Below are 17,449 nucleotides of genomic sequence, written 5' to 3'. Positions count from 1 at the left end.
AATTTCTACATTTGTCTCATGTTAAATATAAGCAACAAAAATTGGTGGTGGCTTTCAAACTCTTCGTCGGGTCTGAAAGTATTGTCATGTTGCTAATTGGTATAGCAGATAATTAAAACAAACAATATATAGGCTTTGACGGATTCCGTTGAAGCCTTTTTTATTTCATTAAAACAAAAAATACAAGTCAGATGACCACTCAAAGAATAAAAATAAAGACCGGTTCTAAAAAAACATTGGGAGACCTTTATACTCCAATGAATATCTACCTACAGATCAGGGACAGATTCCGGGACACCATCCTTCTGGAAAGTTCGGATTCTAAGAATATTGATAATAATTTCTCATTCATCGCAGTGAATGCCGTAGCAGGAATTGAAGTGAAAAATCTTACTGAATTTGAAATCAAGCTTCCCGGCTCAGATCCTGTGAAACAACTGATAGGTGAACGGAATATCACGGATATTTTTGAGGAATTTCAAAGTGTTTTTGAATGCGAAACCACCCATGATCCTATTGAACAAACGGCGCAGAGCCTTTTCGGATATACGAGCTTTGAAGCAGTACAGTTTTTTGAAGATATCAGTTTAAAGCCACAAAGTCCCGAAGTGGAAATTCCGATCCTTCGTTACAGATTATATCAGTACGTTATTGCCATCAACCATTACAATGACGAGATGCATATCATTGAAAATCAGATTCCCGGTTTAAAATCTGAGCTTTATCTGCTGGAAAACCTGTTCAGAAATCAAAATACTCCGGTCTACCCTTTCGAAAAAACCGGCAGCGAAACTTCTAACCTTACGGATGAAGAATACATTGAACTGGTAAAAATTGCCCAGAAGCACTGCATGAGAGGTGATGTTTTCCAACTGGTTCTTAGCAGAAGATTTGAGCAGAAATTCAAAGGAGACGAATTCAATGTATACCGTGCCCTTAGGAATATCAATCCTTCACCTTACCTTTTCTTTTTCGATTATGGAAATTATAAATTATTCGGTTCAAGTCCCGAAAGCCAGTTGATCATCAAAGACAATAAAGCTATCATCCACCCTATTGCAGGAACTTTTAAAAGAACCGGACATCTTGAAACCGATCTCCAGTCTATTGAAGCTTTAAAAAATGATCCGAAAGAAAATGCAGAGCACACCATGCTGGTCGATTTGGCCAGGAATGATCTTGGAAAGCTCGGTAAAAATGTAACTGTAACGAAACTGAAAGAAATCCAGCTTTTTTCACACGTTATCCATATGGTAAGTGAAGTTACTGCAGATCTTCCTGAAAATATAAATCCTCTTGATATGGTTTCCGCCACCTTTCCACAGGGAACTCTAAGCGGCGCTCCAAAGCATAAAGCCATTCAGCTGATCGATCAGTATGAAAAAGACTCCCGTGGCTACTACGGTGGATGCATCGGCATGATCGGGCTGAGCGGAACCTGCAACCAGGCTATTATGATCCGTACTTTTTTAAGCAGGAACAATACCCTGTATTATCAGGCCGGAGCCGGACTGGTCGCCAAATCTGTCCCTGAAAACGAGCTGCAGGAGGTGAATAATAAATTGAATGCCTTGAAAAAAGCAGTGGATAAAGCAGGGAAAATCGTGATGAATTAAAGGTACGGGATGCGGGTTTCGAGATTCGGGGTTCAGGGTTCAGGGTTGAACAATTAAAAACCAGCAACTGACAACTACCAACAAAAACAATTAAAAAGACAAAAATGAACAACAATATAACTAACGAGCAACCTAAAGTTCTGGTTTTTGATAACTACGACAGTTTCACCTATAACCTGGTTCAGATCATTGAAAGAATTCTGGATCAGAAAGTAGATGTTGTAAGAAATGACCAGATCACTTTGGAAGAGATCGGAAAATATGACAAGATTATCCTTTCACCTGGTCCGGGGATTCCGGAAGAAGCAGGAATTCTATTGGATCTGATCAGGGAATATGCACCTACTAAAAGTATTTTAGGTGTTTGCCTCGGTCAGCAGGCTATTGCGGAAGCTTTCGGAGGAAACCTGATCAATCTTTCTGAAATTTTCCATGGAGTGGCAACCTCAGCTGAACTGGTGAAAGAAAATACCAAAATTTTCAGAAATCTGGCTTCAGGAATAGAAGTCGGAAGATACCACAGCTGGGCGGTAAACCCGGAAGGTTTCCCGGAAGAACTGGAAATTACAGCCGTAGACAAGGACGGAATGATCATGGCACTGCAGCATAAAACCTATGATGTGCATGGCGTACAGTTCCATCCTGAAAGCATTTTAACTCCTGACGGGGAAGTGATAATCAGAAACTTTCTTTTAAATTGAAAACTACAGAAATACCTATAAAAGTAAAAACACCTCAGATGAAAGAGATCCTCCAATACCTGTTCAATCATAACACTTTGTCCAAATCTGAGGCAAAGGCAACGATGATTGAGATCGCTCAGAATAAATTTAATGATGCTGAAGTCACTGCATTTATCAGTGTTTTTCTGATGCGGAATATTACCCTGAAAGAACTGGAAGGTTTCAGGGAAGCATTGCTGAAAATGGCAGTTCCTGTACTCCTTGATACTGCAGATACCCTGGATATTGTAGGAACCGGAGGTGACGGAAAAAATACGATCAATATATCAACTCTTGCCAGTTTTGTAGTTGCCGGTGCAGGCCAGAAAGTAGCAAAACATGGAAATTACGGAGCCTCTGCCACTACCGGATCATCCAATGTAATGGAAGAGCTTGGCTATCAATTCAAAAGCAATTCAGACCAGCTGAATGAAGATCTTGAAAAATCCAATATCTGTTTTCTTCATGCCCCTTATTTTCATCCGGCTCTTCAGTCTGTCGGAGCTTTAAGGAAATCTCTGGGGTTGAGAACATTTTTTAATCTTCTCGGTCCGTTGGTCAATCCCGCGATGCCAAAATATTCGGTAATCGGGGTTTATAATCTTGAAATCGCAAGGATTTATCAATATCTTCTACAAAAAGAAGAGCGGGAGTTTATTCTCGTTCACGGCCTGGATGGATATGATGAAATAAGCCTTACCCAGGACAGCAAGATTATTACAAAAAGTGGTGAAGAAATTTATTCTGCTGAAGACCTCGGATTTGGTTCCGTAAGTCCGGAAAGCATCAGAGGAGGAGAAACGCCTCAGGCATCTGCAAAATTTTTCAGGAATATTCTGGAGGGAAAAGGTACCATACAGCAGAATTCCGTGGTACTTGCCAATGCAGCAACTGCCCTTTCCCACACTCAGAAATTCGGGACCTATGAAGATTGTGTTGCTCTGGCAAAAGAAAGCCTGGAAAGTGGAAAGGCCCTGAGAAGCCTTGAATTATTGATTAATGGTTAACAAAATTGCCAGCAATTAGAAAAAAAGAACATGACGATACTGGATAAAATTATTGAAAGAAAAAAAGAAGAAATTGCAGTTTCAAAGGCGAAAATCTCAATTGACAGCCTGAAGAATTCTGAATTTTTCGGAAGACAAAGTTTTTCGCTCAAAGAATCCGTGAAAAACAAAAGTGGGATTATTGCTGAATTTAAGAGAAAATCTCCTTCAAAAGGAATCATAAACGATAAAGTTCAACCCTTGGAAGTGGTTTCTGCCTATGAAAATTTTGGAGCCTCGGGAATTTCAATTCTGACGGACAGGGATTTTTTTGGAGGAAGTTTTGATGATATTTTAAAGGTGAGAAGCCATATCAGCATTCCGGTCCTCAGAAAAGATTTCATGGTGGATGAATACCAGTTTTACGAAGCCAAAAGTATCGGTGCCGATGCTGTTTTACTGATTGCGGCCTGCCTGTCTCCCAACCAGGTTCAGGAATTTACAGACCTGGCACATCAGCTCGGATTGGAAGTTCTGCTGGAAATCCACACAGAAGATGAACTGAATCATTTCAACACTGAAATTGATCTCGTTGGCATCAATAATAGGAATTTAAAAGATTTTAAAGTTGACCTTCAGCATTCCGTGCTTTTAAAAGACCAGCTTCCGAAAGAGGTATTGTCCGTCGCAGAAAGCGGTATTTACAGTACGGAAGATTTTAAATATTTAAAGGAAAAAGGATTCGACGGTTTCCTGATGGGAGAATATTTTATGAAAAACGAAGATCCGGCAAACAAATTCGCTGAGTTTATTTCTAATGTAACAATATAACAGTTGATCAATTTAACAATGAATAAAGACCAGCCATCTAAACTGAAAGTATGCGGAATGACCCAATTGGATCAGATTCATGAACTGATTTCCATGAAAACAGATTTTCTTGGCTTTATTTTCTATGAAAAATCGCCGAGATATGTCCTGGATCATTTGGATCCGGAAGATATTTTGAAAATCAGCCATCCGGGAAAGACAGGGGTTTTTGTGAATGAAGAAATAGATAAAATTACAGAAATCACAGAAAAAGCAGGATTGAATCTGATCCAGCTTCACGGTGATGAAAGTAAAGATTTTGTTAACCAATTAAAGCAAAGCCTGAAACCGGAGATTAAAATTATAAAAGCCATCAGGATTGGAAATAATGATCCGGAAACGAAGAAAACAATAGAAAAAACGATAAATTCCCATGTTTCAACCGTAGATTATCTCCTCTTTGATACGGACAGTAAAGCTTTCGGAGGAACAGGAAAACAGTTTGACTGGACCATACTGAACGAATTTGAGATTCCGCTTCCCTATTTCCTGAGTGGTGGTATTTCGGAGGAAAATATTGAAAACATCAGCTCACTGCTCAGGAAGCCTTTTGTAATTGATATCAATTCAAAATTTGAACTGGAACCGGGAATTAAAAATTTAGAAAAAATAAGAAAATTCATTTCGAAAGCGTTTTGAAAAGACCGCAAAAAAAATACACAAGATGATGAACATCCATCTGCTAAAAAAAACATTTTATAAAACCCTGTTTCCACCCAAGTTTGGAAATACAAAAATTCAGGCTCTGTACAATTTTGTTTCTCAGAATGACAGCGATGCGGAATACTGGACCATAGACGGGCAGTTACAGGAATTTATCGAAATTATCAAAATCTTTGATGAAGCCGATATCCAGTATTTCTTTGAAAGAATTGCACTCTGGAACAGCTATTATCTTGTGATTATTTCTGATAAATTTTTAGACAGCCATGTGAAGGCAAATATTAAATATGATCTGGGAAAGATTTATGCTAAAATTTTTCTGCTTTATGAAGACTCGGATCCTTATTTTTTGATCGACAACCTGGAAATTGCCGTTACCATGTACGATTCAAAAATAGATATGGCCACCTTAATTGATCTGGCCAGTAAAATTGAACTGCTTCATCATAAAAAACTGATCACAAGACAGCAGCGAAACCATAACATTCAATTTATCAATAGCTTAACCGATGAATTATCAAATTAAAAAATCGACTGAACTAGCGGATCATCAAATAAGGCACATTCTAAGCCTTTGGGAAGTTCCTGAATGGAATGAGATGACACCTGCTTATTTCCGTAATTTTTTTAAAGATTCGGAATTTCATATGCTATCAGATTCTGGAAATGAGATATTGGCGGTAATACGGCTTAACCTTGATTTTAACCTGGAAATAGCCGGAAAAAGATACTCTTTTGCAGAAGCAGTCGGACTGGTTTCTGCCCAGGAGAAAAAAGGATACGGTTCGAAACTGGTTCAGTTATTTAAAGACAATCTGACCCAAAGGAACATTGAAAGCATTGGGTTTTGTGCAACTGATCTGCGACCCTTTTATCAGCGTTGCCATATTGAGATCCTGGAAAACAAGGCCAAAGCTATTCTGGAAAAGGACAAAAACAGGTGGATCAGCTCTGAAGACGATGATATCTTGATTTTTAAGGCTTCAGAAGAAACTAAAGAACTTCTTAAGCAGCTTGGACCGGAAAAAAATGCTTATTTAATTGACTAAAGAATAATACAATGAATTATAAAAACCCTGATGAACACGGATATTATGGTGAATTCGGAGGCGCTTTCATCCCTGAAATGCTATACCCTAATGTGGAAGAACTGCAGAAAAACTATCTTGAAATCATTGAATCTGAAGAATTTCAGAATGAGTACCAGGACCTGCTTACCAATTATGTAGGAAGGTCCACTCCACTTTATTTTGCTAAAAATTTAAGCCAGAAATACAATACTCAGATTTATTTGAAAAGAGAAGATCTGAACCATACCGGAGCCCATAAAATTAACAATGCTTTGGGACAGGTTCTTCTTGCAAAACGTCTCGGAAAAACAAGAATTATTGCTGAAACCGGAGCCGGGCAGCACGGTGTGGCAACAGCAACGGCATGCGCCCTGCTTGGACTGGAATGCATCGTTTATATGGGTGAAATCGACATCCAGCGGCAGGCCCCGAATGTGGCAAGAATGAAAATGCTGGGTGCAGAAGTTATTCCGGCAACTTCAGGCTCCAAAACCCTGAAAGATGCTGTCAATGAAGCCCTCAGAGACTGGATCAACAATCCTGTGACCACTCATTATGTCATCGGAAGCGTGGTTGGCCCTCATCCTTTTCCGGATCTGGTAGCCAGATTTCAAAGTATTATTTCAAAAGAAATCAGAGAACAGCTGAAAGAGAAAATCGGAAGAGAAAATCCTGACTACGTCATTGCCTGCGTAGGCGGAGGAAGTAATGCAGCAGGAACTTTTTACCATTTTGTAGAAGAAAAGGAGGTGAAAATTATTGCGGCAGAAGCCGGCGGATTAGGTGTTGATTCAGGAAAATCAGCAGCGACTACTTTTCTTGGCACTTTAGGTGTTCTTCATGGAAGTAAAAGTCTTGTCATGCAGACTGAAGACGGCCAGGTGATCGAGCCCCACTCCATTTCTGCGGGTCTGGATTATCCTGGAATCGGGCCATTCCATGCCCATCTTTTTAAAGAAAAACGAGCTGAATTCTTCAGCATCAATGATGAGGAAGCTTTACAATCTGCTTTTGAATTAACAAAACTGGAAGGAATCATTCCCGCATTGGAAAGTTCCCATGCACTTGCTGTTCTTGATAAAAAGAAATTCGGTAAAGACGATATTGTCGTGATCTGTCTGAGTGGCCGCGGGGATAAAGATATGGAGACATATTTGAAAAATCTATAATTCTGTATAATGTAAAAAGTATTCATGTAAAATGATTTTTAATGCATGAAAACTTATACACTTTAAAATAAGATCATAAATACATTTTACATTACTACATCAATACAATAAAAAATGAAAAAACTAAATATATACTTTACAGCAGGAATTCCGCACTTGGAAGATACTGCTGATATTATAAAACTCATTCAGGATTCCGGTGCTGATATGATGGAAATCGGAATGCCCTATTCTGATCCCGTAGCAGACGGCCCGGTAATTCAGCAGGCCCACGAACTGGCCTTAAAAAACGGAATGACCATTGAAAAACTTTTCTCCCAGCTGAAAACCGTGAAAAATGATATTCATATTCCCATTATCCTAATGGGATATATCAACCCTGTTTTAAGTTTCGGATTTGAGAAATTCTGCCGTGAATGTTCGGAAAGCAGTGTTTCAGGATTGATTATTCCTGATCTCCCACCTATTGAATTTGAAAATAATTATCAGCAGATCTTAAGAAAGTATAACCTTAATTTTACGTTTCTGGTAACTCCTGAAACTTCCGATGAAAGAATTTTATATTTGGATTCTTTGAGCTCAGGATTTCTGTACGCAGTAAGCTCCTCTTCTACCACAGGAAATGATAATGCCGTTCTTAAAAATGAAAACTACCTGTCAAGACTGGCAGCTCTTCCCATTAAAAATCCTGTGATGATCGGTTTCGGCATCAAATCTAAGGAAGATTTTGAGAATGTAACGGAAAAAGCAGCCGGTGGAATTATAGGAACAGCATTTGTCAATACCCTTCTGAACCATAAAGACTGGAAGAATGCTGCCATAGATTTTATCCATGCTGTAAAAGGGTAAAATTCACTAAATTTGTATGTCAGAAAAATGGCATGGAATCGCAATCCGGTAAGGCCATCATAAGAAACAGACATCAGCATATGAATACACGTCAAAATAAATCAGTAGAATTTGAAGATCTGGGTATAAAAGAATACCAGCCAGCCTGGGATTATCAGGAAAGCCTGATGAAGAATATTATTGATACCAAAATAAAAAACCGTGATTTACCTGCAGAACAGCATATGATCACTCCGAATCATTTTTTGCTGGTGGAGCATCCTCATGTGTATACTTTGGGGAAAAGCGGTCATGAAGAAAATATGCTTGCCGGTATCGACAAGCTGAAGGAAATAGATGCCACTTTCGTCAAAGTTAACCGCGGTGGAGATATTACTTATCACGGATACGGACAGGTTGTAGGATATCCCGTACTTGATCTTGAAAATTTCTTTACAGATATTCATAAGTATATGCGGAATCTGGAAGAAGTCATCATCAGGACCATTGGTGAATACGGCCTTAAAGGAGAACGTTCCGAAGGAGAAACCGGAGTCTGGCTGGATGTGGGGAAACCTTATGCCAGAAAAATCTGCGCAATGGGCGTAAAAGCTTCCCGATGGGTAACCCTTCATGGTTTTGCTTTGAATGTGAATACGGATATGCGCTATTTCGAATACATTATTCCGTGCGGAATCAAAGACAAGCAGGTAACTTCTTTAAAAAGGGAGCTTGAAAGAGAACTTTCTCCTGAAGAAATGGAAGATCTGAAGGCAAAGATCAGAAAACACTTTGCAGATGTTTTTGAAGCCGATCTTGTCACTAAAGTAGTGTAATAACAGCAGGCTATACAATTTTCATCAACGATGTTTTTTCACTTTCCCCCTAAAAAAGCTGATGCTAATGACCCTACTTTCCTGGTCGTTGAAAATACTTTTTTTGCAAAATTTAAACGGGAGAATAAGACAACGACTAAAACCGTGTTTCTTACACAGGATACATTGGTATTCATCTTGAAAGGAAATAAGCATCTGCATATAGACAATGAAACTATAACAGTCAGCTCCAGTGAGATCATTTTCTTAAGGAAAGGAATTTATGCGATGGCGGAATATTTTGAGGAAGGCCTCAATTTTGAAGCGATCTTATTGTTTCTGAATCCTCAGATTGTACAGGAAGTGATCTCAGAGTATGGGCTCAATATTAATCATGCCGTTCCTGATGTTCAGTTTTTAAAACTATCCACTAATAAAGTTATTGAAATATATAAAGAACAGCTTCAGGAATATTTTGCCAACAACAGTTTAAAAGACAAGGGCATTTTACTTCTTAAGCAGAAAGAAATTCTGTTTTATATTCTTAAAACAATCCCGCTCCCGCAGACCATGGCTTTCTGGAGTTCCGTAGTCTCAACCTCAAAGGAAAGTATGATGTATACTGTAGAGAAATACCTCTTCCGAAAATTATCCGTGGAAGACCTTGCCAGGCTTACCAACAGAAGCGTCTCCACCTTTAAAAGAGAGTTCAATGCCGTATATGGCTCCCCTCCCAAGAAATGGATCAACCAGAAACGTTTGGAACATGCAAAGCTTCTCCTGAATAATTCAAAAGATACCATTTCCCAGATATCAGACCAGTGTGGATTTGATAATTCTTCCTATTTCACCAGATCATTTAAGAAAATATACGGGCTTACTCCTTCTGAGTTCCGGACGAATTGTTATACATAATGAACTTTTTGTACTAACCCGTTTCCTGCTCCTATCATTAATTTTGAATAAAAAATCATATGAAAATATTAATTGTAGGTGGCAACGGAACCATCGGAAAAAAAGTAAAAGAATCATTACAGGACACTCACGAAATCATTACAGCCGGAAGGAACAGCGGTGATATCAGCGTGGACATTTCAGATAAAATCTCCATCCGGAAAATGTTTGAACAGCTGAAAACTGTTGATGCCTGCATCTGTACAGCAGGAACCGGTTTTTATGGTGATTATTATTCAATGACTGAAGAAGATATGCTTCCCGGAATAAAAGGGAAATTAATGGGCCAGATGAATCTTGTCCTCATCGGTAAGGACTTCCTGTCCAGGGAAGGCTCATTTACCCTTACGTCGGGCATTGCCGCAGAACACCCTGCCAAAAACGGAACAGCTGTAGCTATGATAAACGGTGCCATTAACAGTTTCGTCCTTGCATCCTCACAGGAACTTAAAAATGATTTGAGAATCAACGCAGTAAGCCCCGGACTGGTTGAGGACAGTTTTGAAAGGTATAAAGGTTTGTTTCCGGGATATAATCTTGCCCCGATGAACAAGGTGGTCAATGCTTATATTTTAAGTACAGAAGGCAGCATAAACGGAAAAATTTTAAAAGTATATTCATAAATAAAAATCGTTTTACAAAAATGTACGGGTTTTCCTCAATACAAACATCCGGCATTTCCATATCCTTTTTCAGATAAATAGGCGCAGAATGCATCCTCTAAAGTTTAAATTTTTAAATTTTCCTGCTTAACATATTATTTTAAAACCTATTTTTGGGTTCCCTGTAAATTTCAAATCACATCTAATTTTTAAGTTAAAAAAACATATGAAACCATTTATAACAATCCTCTGCACTGCGGGATTGCTTTTTACTGCATCTCAATCATACGCTCAAAATAAGAAAGATTATATCACCAGGATAGACAGCTTAATACATTCTCCAAGATCTCCTAGACCTTTTAACGGAATTATCCTGATCACCCAAAACGGAAAAATAAAGTATTCGAAAGCATATGGTTTTCAGGACAGCCGAACTAAATCTCCTTTGAAAATGGAGAATCAGTTCGAGATTATGTCCAACACCAAACAGATTACTTCTGTATTAATATTAAAACAATTTGAAAAAGGAAGATTAGACCTGCAGGCTCCAATTAAAAAAAACCTTCCTTCCCTGACTCAGCCCTGGGCAGATTCAGTTACTGTCCATCAGCTTTTAAATCACACCCACGGAATTGTTGATACAGAGAAGCCCTTACTGTTTAAACCGGGTACAGAATTCAAGTATGGAAATCTCTCGAATATCCTTTTAGGAAAAATCGTTGAAAAAACTTCCGGGACATCATATATTCAACAAGCTACTGATCTGTTTAAAGAACTTCATCTGAAAAACACATTCTGCTATTCTAAAGATAACCGCAGAAACCTGGTATATGGACATATGAATAAAAACAATAATTTTACACCTGTTGAAAACTCATTTATTACCAATGAAAATATGCCTGCTGATGGTATGATTACTACGGCAGAAGATATGGCACGTTGGAATTCACTCCTTCATAAAGGGAAAATTCTGAGCTCTAGAAGTTATAAGCTCATGACTACATCATCCACATTGTCACAGCACGATGTATTTGGAAAGGAGAAATCGGGTTACGGCTATAATATGCGTATCGTGAAATATAATGGTATTCCTTATTTGGGTCACACCGGTTTGGGTGATGGTTTTGCATCTCTGAATGCTTATGTTCCGGGTTCCGATGTAAGCATTATTGTTCTGGAAAACCAAATGAATGAAGATAGTAATTTATATTATTACCATGAAGCACTCATCAGAGATATTGTCTTAGAAAGCAGCCTGATGAAAGGCAAACGATAATTATTTTTCAGAATATAAATACCCGCCATCCTGATGAGCGGGCTTTTTTATGTTCCGCAATTACATAATTTTATTGATACAGCACCAAAACACCTTTGCATCCATTTAAAACAAAGGTTTTAATGAAAAATTACTAAAATAATTGAATTTTTATAAAAAAATAATTTGTCGGTATTTTATTTTTATTTACTTTTAATATCACAATAAAGTGAACTATTTTCATTACAAGGTTTACATAAAAACGACATACCAACAACTTAGAGCAATATATTTATTACTAATCACCAAATTATGAGAATTATGAGAAAATTACTGTTATCAATGATGGTATTTGTGGCAGCCCTGTCATTTAATTCCTGTACAGACTCCAATGCAGAGCATCAGATGAGTCAGAACGAAACAGCCAACAAAACTTTAACGGATCTGGGGAAAACCGTTCCGGTAGGGATAGAAGACGAAAACGGTACTTTGAAAGTATCTTTCATTGTTACCGCTCAGTTCTACACCATAACCCCTACGAAAGACAATGAAAAATACATCAATCTGATCAGAGAAGCAGTAAAGAACGAGTCTCCTATCCAGGTTTTCATCAAACCTAACACTCATGAAATTGCCAAAGTGGAAAAAGGGAACGAAGAAGATATCCGTTTCTTCAAATCTGCTTATACCAAAGAGGTTAAAAGCGAGACCAGCAAATTAACAAGCGTTCTTCCCAATGTGGCCACATTAAACAGTATGTTTGCCCTGATCAAAAACCAGGCTTGTGGTACTTCTACAGCATCTTCACCCTGCATTACCTTCAGATATCCTGTTGACGGATGCTATGCAAGAGCCCACAAAATGAGACAAATCCTGATTAATAACGGCTACGACTGTGAGAAACAGTTCGTATACGGAAATCTAAAGGCATCTACCGGTACCTGCTGTGTAGCATGGAGCTATCATGTTGCCATCCTGGTAAGCTATAAAAACGCTTCAGGCGTTACTGAAAAAAGAATTATTGATCCTTCCCTGTTCCCAAGCGGACCTGTTACAGATACAGCCTGGAGAAATGCCTGCGTTAATACAAGCTGCGGATCTGCCTCTGTATCATCGTATGCCAATACAGCAGGGAATGTTTACTACAGAAGCCCTGGTGCATCTTATCTTTATGACGATAATTTGGTGAACACCAATTGCGTACTGAATATTTTCTCTTCACTTTCAGGATGCTCTCCTTCACCGGCTCCAAGTGTGGCAAGCTGTGGATTTTAATTAATTTAAACAGCTTCTGCCGCTTTTTTCATAACTTAATTGCAGAAGCTGTTTTTACCAAATATATTTTTATGAAAATCTGGACTTATATACTCCTAATACTATTTATGATTACATCCTGTTCCGGAAGCTCAGGTTCACAAAGCCTGACCTGGTATAATAACTCGGTTATCACTAATGTATCCGAAGACCCTGAAAAACCGGAAGAGTTTACCCGGATATCCATCGGAATAAGTCCGCAGATTTTTTATCTGTCCAAAAAAGAAACAAATTATAAATCGCTTCTTGAAAAAGCAGGACAAAGCCATAAAAAAGGAAAAGCATATAATATAGGTATTGAAAACAACACCAATATTATAAAACAGATCAATGAAATTCCCTGACCTGGCTTTCTCTTTTTATTCGTATTAGCACTTAAAAACAGACTGAATAAGAAATTTAAGTTCCTTTATAATCCCCACCACTGATAAGATGGGGATTTTATTATCTTATAACGGAAATTCCTGCGTCCACCCTGATTTCCGCTCCATGAATATAAGAAGCCTCTTCGGAAGCCAGGAACAGAACGGTATGAGCAATTTCAGATGGATCACCTTGCCTTTTAAAAGGAATAGTGGGAATAATACCGTCAATTGCGCTTTCAATCTGTTCCGGATTCAAACCTGTATTGTTAAATATATTGGTTTTAATATGTCCGGGACTGATTCCGTTTACCCGTATTCCTCTTTCCGTAAGCTCTACAGCGAAGGTTTTGATAAAAGACTGCACTGCTGATTTTGCAGCAGAATAAACTGAAAAGTTGGGCATTGCTATCTCGGTCGCTACAGACGTATTGAAAATAACCGAGCTTCCTTTCCTCATTAAAGGCAGTACCTGCTGAACTGTAAAGAACGGCCCTTTTACCAGGGTATTGAAGAGCTCGTCAAAATGATTTTCATCCACATTTTCAATGGGGAAAAACTTTCCGAACCCGGCATTGGGAAATACCATATCAATATGTTCCGTATGTCTTCTTACCTGCTGCTGCAGGTTCATCAGATCCTTCATGGTTCCTGCATCAGATACAATCCCGGAAGCTTTTTCACCTAATTTTTCCAACGCATGATGCACGGTTTCTTCACTCCTGCCGGTGATGATTGCTTTACCACCTTCCAGGATGAACTGTTGTGCCGTTGCAAATCCCATTCCGTTCGTTCCCCCGGTAATCAGGGCTGTTTTGTTTTTAAATCTCTGCATTATTTTTGTTTTAAATTCTTCTGTAAAGTTTCAGATAAAGTGTTTCATAAAAAATCTGATTCTTGTGGAGTTTATTTCTTTATCAGCTTTTTCTAAAATGGACATCAATTAAATCTATCAAAATTAAATTGCACACAATATAATTGGTTTTATATTTGCATAGTTATTTTAAACAATAGAATAATTAAAAACGTAATTTAAAAATTAGAAAAATGTCATTAATAGAAAACTTACAATGGAGACATGCCGTAAAAGCATACGATCCTTCAAAAAAAGTAACAGAGGAAAATCTTAATACCATTTTAGAAGCAGCAAGACTGGCTCCTACTTCTTCGGGTCTTCAGCCTTTCCGCATCGTTGTTGTGGAAAACCAGGAATTAAAAGAAAAAATGATGGCTGGAGCTTTGAATCCTGAAGTGATGAGAGATTCTTCCCATGTTCTGGTATTCGCAGCCTGGGACAGTTATTCCAATGAAAAAATTGATAAGGTATACGATTATCATACCGATGTAAGGGACTTACCAAGAGGACGTTTCAGCAGTTATACAGATAAAATCAAAGAAATATACGGAGCTCAGACTCCTGAAGAGCATTTTGCCCATACAGCCCGCCAGACTTATATTGCGCTAGGTTTAGCCATGGCCCAGGCTGCAGAATTAAAGATCGACAGCACTCCTGCAGAAGGATTCAGCAATGAGGTTGTGGATGAGATTCTGGGATTAAAAGACCTGGGATTGAAAAGCGTAAGCCTTTTGTATCTTGGATACAGAGATGAAAAAAATGACTGGCTTTCCACGATGAAAAAAGTAAGGATTCCTATGGAGGAATTCATCATCAAGAAGTAATATATTATCCCAACACTTTCAGATTCAGCCTTATGGAAAATTCAAAATCATTGCAGCTACAGAATCAGATTTGCTTTCCGCTTTATGTGATCGCAAAAGAGATCACAGGCCTTTACCGTCCGTTTCTTGATGAGATTGGCATTACCTATCCGCAGTATCTTGTAATGATGGTATTATGGGAAAATGATGGTCTTCCGGTGAACCATATCGGTGAAAAACTGTTTCTGGACAGTGGAACTTTAACGCCTCTCCTGAAAAGACTTGAAACTAAAGGAATTATTTCCAGAAAGAGAAAAAAAGAAGATGAAAGAGTGGTTGAAGTATTTCTAACTGAAGCCGGAAAACAGCTGCAGCAGAAAGCCTGTGAAATTCCCGGAAAAATACAGGCTAAAATTGGGGTAGAAACAGAAGACCTGCTTCACCTCAAAGAAACGATCTTAAAAATATTAAACAAAATAGAAAAATAAATGAAAACATTATATACAACACAAGTAACCGCACAGGGAGGAAGAAACGGCCATGTAAAAAGTGAAAACGGAGTTCTGGACCTTGATGTAAGAATGCCTAAAGCTTTAGGCGGCGGTAACGATGACTTCACGAATCCTGAAATGCTTTTTGCAGCCGGATATTCAGCGTGTTTTGACAGTGCACTTAACAGAGTAATCAGTTTATCTAAAGTAAAAACCGGAGAAACAACCGTTACGGCAAAGATCAGCATTGGGCAATTCGAAAACGGAGGTTTTGGGTTAGCAGCAGAACTGGATGTGAATATTCCGGGGGTTTCTATTGAAGAAGCACAGGAGCTGACTGAAAAAGCACATCAGATTTGTCCGTATTCTAATGCGACGAGAGGTAATATTGAAGTGAAACTTTCGGTGACGAATAATTAAGATGAGTTTCTTTTTTATAAAAAAATCTGTTTCTTTCGAGGCAGATTTTTTTATTTAATAGATTATCTTCAATAGCTTAGAATTAAAAATTGTTTTCAAGCTAAAATTATTAATTTTATGGGATTATAATTTAGAATGAAGCAATTATTTGAGCTGTTAACCACAATGGTAAAATATTTATTTCTTATTTTTAGTTTGATTTCTCAAATGGCAAAATCCCAAATTCTTCAGCCTTTTGATGATGAAAAGTGTCAATACTTTTCGTATACAATTAAAGGAAATGAAGCTATAAAAATTGAATTTCTCGATAATGAGAACTACAATTATTTGAAAGCAAAAAAAGTTGAGTTAAATTTGATCTTCAACTCAGAAAATCCAAATTTATTAGCTGAATTTAAAAGAAAGTTCCCCAAAATCTTTCAAGATTCATGTGCAACATTTCCTTTTTATGAAGACAATAAACTAAGAAAAATAAAATCCTGTAACGTAAAATTTTATCTTGTTGATAAAAAATCTGATTTCTATATTTTTAAAATGTCAGGATTTGAAATATCAGGATTTTTATTATTTAATGAGAAAACTAAAATTTCACGATTTACAGATAATTTCCCCCAAATTTTAGAAAACGGGAAATATATTGTAAGTTTTGACAACGGATTAAATTCAACTACAATAAACTTTTATAAAAAAAATGAAAAGAGTTATAATGAATATGAATTGAGAATAACACCAAGATTTAAAATTGAAGAATATAACCTTTACAAAAATGCATATGGAAATTTTGATGTAATTGTTACCCTATCTTCAAAAAGCCTGAAGTTAGTTGAGGAGGGGAAGAATGGAAAAAAATATGAGTTTGATAAAAATAATGGCTGCAATTTGAAACTTAAAATAGGCTATTAAAAAGTATATTAATGAAACGGATCTCTTTAATTCTTATTTTATTTTCTATTTCAATTTCCTGTAATAAAGAAAATACATCTGGATTTGAAACTTCAGAAGCAAGTATAAATTCGTTATTGGAAAATTTCCCAATGATCAATAAAAACTTAGAAAAAATAAAAAAAATTGATTTGGATTCTTTATCAATAACCCTTTATGAAAATCCTGAAAAAGAAGATTATGATGAGATCTTAGTTTTTGAAAAGAATAAAAGATTCTACTCAATTCCATTCTTTTCAAATATGTATTTTGATTATTGGAATTTTACAAATACAAACACTCCTCAGCTTCATCCAAAAACCAATACAACTTTTGAGAAACAGATGAATATTTTAGTTAAAGAATTAAGATTAAATCCAAAAGAATTTCAAATACTAACGAAAGCGTTGATGAACAATGTTTTAAATACTGAAACTAATCTCTATTTAAAACCAAAAATTTTTGAGAATTATGTTTATTTAACCTATAGGGTCAATAAATACAAAATGGAAGAATCAGATTCCTGTATCAATAGAACTAAGAACATTTTCAATTATATTCTGAAGGAATCAAAAAAAACAAGTCGATACAATGAGTTCTTTTTAGATTCCGAAAACGGACGAGTTTACGAATTTATAAATAATTCTAAAAAAAGAAGCCAGCTAAAATTTAAAATTAAGACCTACAGAATAGACTGTTTTTCTTACCCATTAAACATTTAAATCCTTATCG

General features: G+C 37.1%; 21 protein-coding genes. 20 read left to right on the top strand and 1 reads right to left on the bottom strand.

Features of this window, described 5'->3' with window-relative positions; translation table 11 throughout:
- Window positions 1–191 precede the first annotated feature (191 nt).
- The 15 genes from ACM40_RS14845 to ACM40_RS14775 all read left to right on the top strand — a co-directional run bounded on the left by ACM40_RS14845 (window position 192) and on the right by ACM40_RS14775 (window position 13,208).
- The gene (locus ACM40_RS14845) at window positions 192–1,616 is read left to right on the top strand and encodes an anthranilate synthase component I family protein (RefSeq protein WP_048503523.1); all 1,425 of its coding nucleotides are present in this window, start codon (window positions 192–194) and stop codon (window positions 1,614–1,616) included.
- A gap of 104 nt (window positions 1,617–1,720) precedes the next feature.
- The gene (locus ACM40_RS14840; RefSeq protein WP_048503522.1) at window positions 1,721–2,317 is read left to right on the top strand and encodes an anthranilate synthase component II; all 597 of its coding nucleotides are present in this window, start codon (window positions 1,721–1,723) and stop codon (window positions 2,315–2,317) included.
- A 38-nt stretch (window positions 2,318–2,355) separates the two neighbouring features.
- Entirely contained in the window at window positions 2,356–3,345 is a 990-nt protein-coding gene (gene trpD / locus ACM40_RS14835) for an anthranilate phosphoribosyltransferase (RefSeq protein WP_048503785.1), read from the top strand.
- A 30-nt stretch (window positions 3,346–3,375) separates the two neighbouring features.
- A complete protein-coding gene (gene trpC, locus ACM40_RS14830) occupies window positions 3,376–4,155 on the top strand; it encodes an indole-3-glycerol phosphate synthase TrpC (protein ID WP_048503521.1) in 780 nt (259 codons plus the stop codon).
- A gap of 18 nt (window positions 4,156–4,173) precedes the next feature.
- Entirely contained in the window at window positions 4,174–4,833 is a 660-nt protein-coding gene (locus ACM40_RS14825; protein WP_048503520.1) for a phosphoribosylanthranilate isomerase, read from the top strand.
- Between the two features lie 25 nt (window positions 4,834–4,858).
- Window positions 4,859–5,383, top strand: a complete 525-nt coding sequence (locus ACM40_RS14820) for a hypothetical protein (RefSeq protein WP_048503519.1) — start codon at window positions 4,859–4,861, stop codon at window positions 5,381–5,383.
- The gene (locus ACM40_RS14815) at window positions 5,367–5,906 is read left to right on the top strand and encodes a GNAT family N-acetyltransferase (protein WP_048503518.1); all 540 of its coding nucleotides are present in this window, start codon (window positions 5,367–5,369) and stop codon (window positions 5,904–5,906) included. Before ACM40_RS14820 ends, ACM40_RS14815 begins: the two co-directional genes overlap by 17 nt.
- An 11-nt stretch (window positions 5,907–5,917) precedes the next feature.
- Window positions 5,918–7,096, top strand: coding sequence for a tryptophan synthase subunit beta (gene trpB, locus ACM40_RS14810; RefSeq protein WP_048503517.1), 1,179 nt, complete (start codon window positions 5,918–5,920; stop codon window positions 7,094–7,096).
- Between the two features lie 114 nt (window positions 7,097–7,210).
- The gene (gene trpA, locus ACM40_RS14805) at window positions 7,211–7,945 is read left to right on the top strand and encodes a tryptophan synthase subunit alpha (protein WP_048503516.1); all 735 of its coding nucleotides are present in this window, start codon (window positions 7,211–7,213) and stop codon (window positions 7,943–7,945) included.
- An 80-nt stretch (window positions 7,946–8,025) separates the two neighbouring features.
- Window positions 8,026–8,760, top strand: coding sequence for a lipoyl(octanoyl) transferase LipB (lipB, locus tag ACM40_RS14800; RefSeq protein ID WP_048503784.1), 735 nt, complete (start codon window positions 8,026–8,028; stop codon window positions 8,758–8,760).
- Between the two features lie 30 nt (window positions 8,761–8,790).
- Window positions 8,791–9,654: a helix-turn-helix domain-containing protein gene (locus tag ACM40_RS14795; protein ID WP_048503515.1), complete on the top strand. Its 864-nt coding sequence runs from the start codon at window positions 8,791–8,793 to the stop codon at window positions 9,652–9,654.
- A gap of 59 nt (window positions 9,655–9,713) precedes the next feature.
- Complete coding sequence (locus ACM40_RS14790; RefSeq protein WP_048503514.1) at window positions 9,714–10,316, top strand: short chain dehydrogenase; 603 nt, start codon at window positions 9,714–9,716, stop codon at window positions 10,314–10,316.
- 205 nt (window positions 10,317–10,521) lie between these two features.
- Entirely contained in the window at window positions 10,522–11,571 is a 1,050-nt protein-coding gene (locus ACM40_RS14785) for a serine hydrolase domain-containing protein (protein WP_048503513.1), read from the top strand.
- Between the two features lie 300 nt (window positions 11,572–11,871).
- Entirely contained in the window at window positions 11,872–12,825 is a 954-nt protein-coding gene (locus tag ACM40_RS14780; RefSeq protein ID WP_131705372.1) for a protein-glutamine glutaminase, read from the top strand.
- Between the two features lie 107 nt (window positions 12,826–12,932).
- Window positions 12,933–13,208, top strand: a complete 276-nt coding sequence (locus ACM40_RS14775) for a hypothetical protein (RefSeq protein ID WP_048503511.1) — start codon at window positions 12,933–12,935, stop codon at window positions 13,206–13,208.
- A 100-nt stretch (window positions 13,209–13,308) separates the two neighbouring features.
- On the opposite strand, the gene ACM40_RS14770 is transcribed toward ACM40_RS14775, so the two are convergent.
- On the bottom strand, window positions 13,309–14,061 hold the full coding sequence (locus tag ACM40_RS14770; RefSeq protein WP_048503510.1) for an SDR family oxidoreductase: 753 nt from the start codon (window positions 14,059–14,061) through the stop codon (window positions 13,309–13,311).
- 212 nt (window positions 14,062–14,273) lie between these two features.
- Between ACM40_RS14770 and ACM40_RS14765 the strand changes: the two genes are divergently transcribed.
- The 5 genes from ACM40_RS14765 (at window position 14,274) to ACM40_RS14745 (ending at window position 17,439) form a co-directional block, all read left to right on the top strand.
- Window positions 14,274–14,906 carry an NAD(P)H-dependent oxidoreductase gene (locus tag ACM40_RS14765; RefSeq protein ID WP_048503509.1) on the top strand — a complete coding sequence of 211 codons (633 nt, stop codon included), beginning with the start codon at window positions 14,274–14,276 and terminating at the stop codon, window positions 14,904–14,906.
- 32 nt (window positions 14,907–14,938) lie between these two features.
- Window positions 14,939–15,373 (top strand): MarR family winged helix-turn-helix transcriptional regulator, encoded by a 435-nt coding sequence (locus tag ACM40_RS14760; RefSeq protein ID WP_048503508.1) that lies wholly within the window; start codon window positions 14,939–14,941, stop codon window positions 15,371–15,373.
- The gene (locus tag ACM40_RS14755) at window positions 15,374–15,796 is read left to right on the top strand and encodes an organic hydroperoxide resistance protein (RefSeq protein WP_048503507.1); all 423 of its coding nucleotides are present in this window, start codon (window positions 15,374–15,376) and stop codon (window positions 15,794–15,796) included.
- A 207-nt stretch (window positions 15,797–16,003) separates the two neighbouring features.
- Window positions 16,004–16,699 carry a hypothetical protein gene (locus ACM40_RS14750; RefSeq protein WP_131705371.1) on the top strand — a complete coding sequence of 232 codons (696 nt, stop codon included), beginning with the start codon at window positions 16,004–16,006 and terminating at the stop codon, window positions 16,697–16,699.
- Window positions 16,700–16,710: 11 nt separating this feature from the next.
- Window positions 16,711–17,439, top strand: coding sequence for a hypothetical protein (locus ACM40_RS14745; RefSeq protein WP_048503505.1), 729 nt, complete (start codon window positions 16,711–16,713; stop codon window positions 17,437–17,439).
- Window positions 17,440–17,449 lie beyond the last annotated feature (10 nt).

Source organism: Chryseobacterium sp. BLS98, assembly GCF_001045445.1.
Lineage (GTDB): Bacteria > Bacteroidota > Bacteroidia > Flavobacteriales > Weeksellaceae > Chryseobacterium.
Note: the sequence above shows the minus strand (reverse complement) of the source record. Positions and strands in the feature narration are given on the sequence as shown.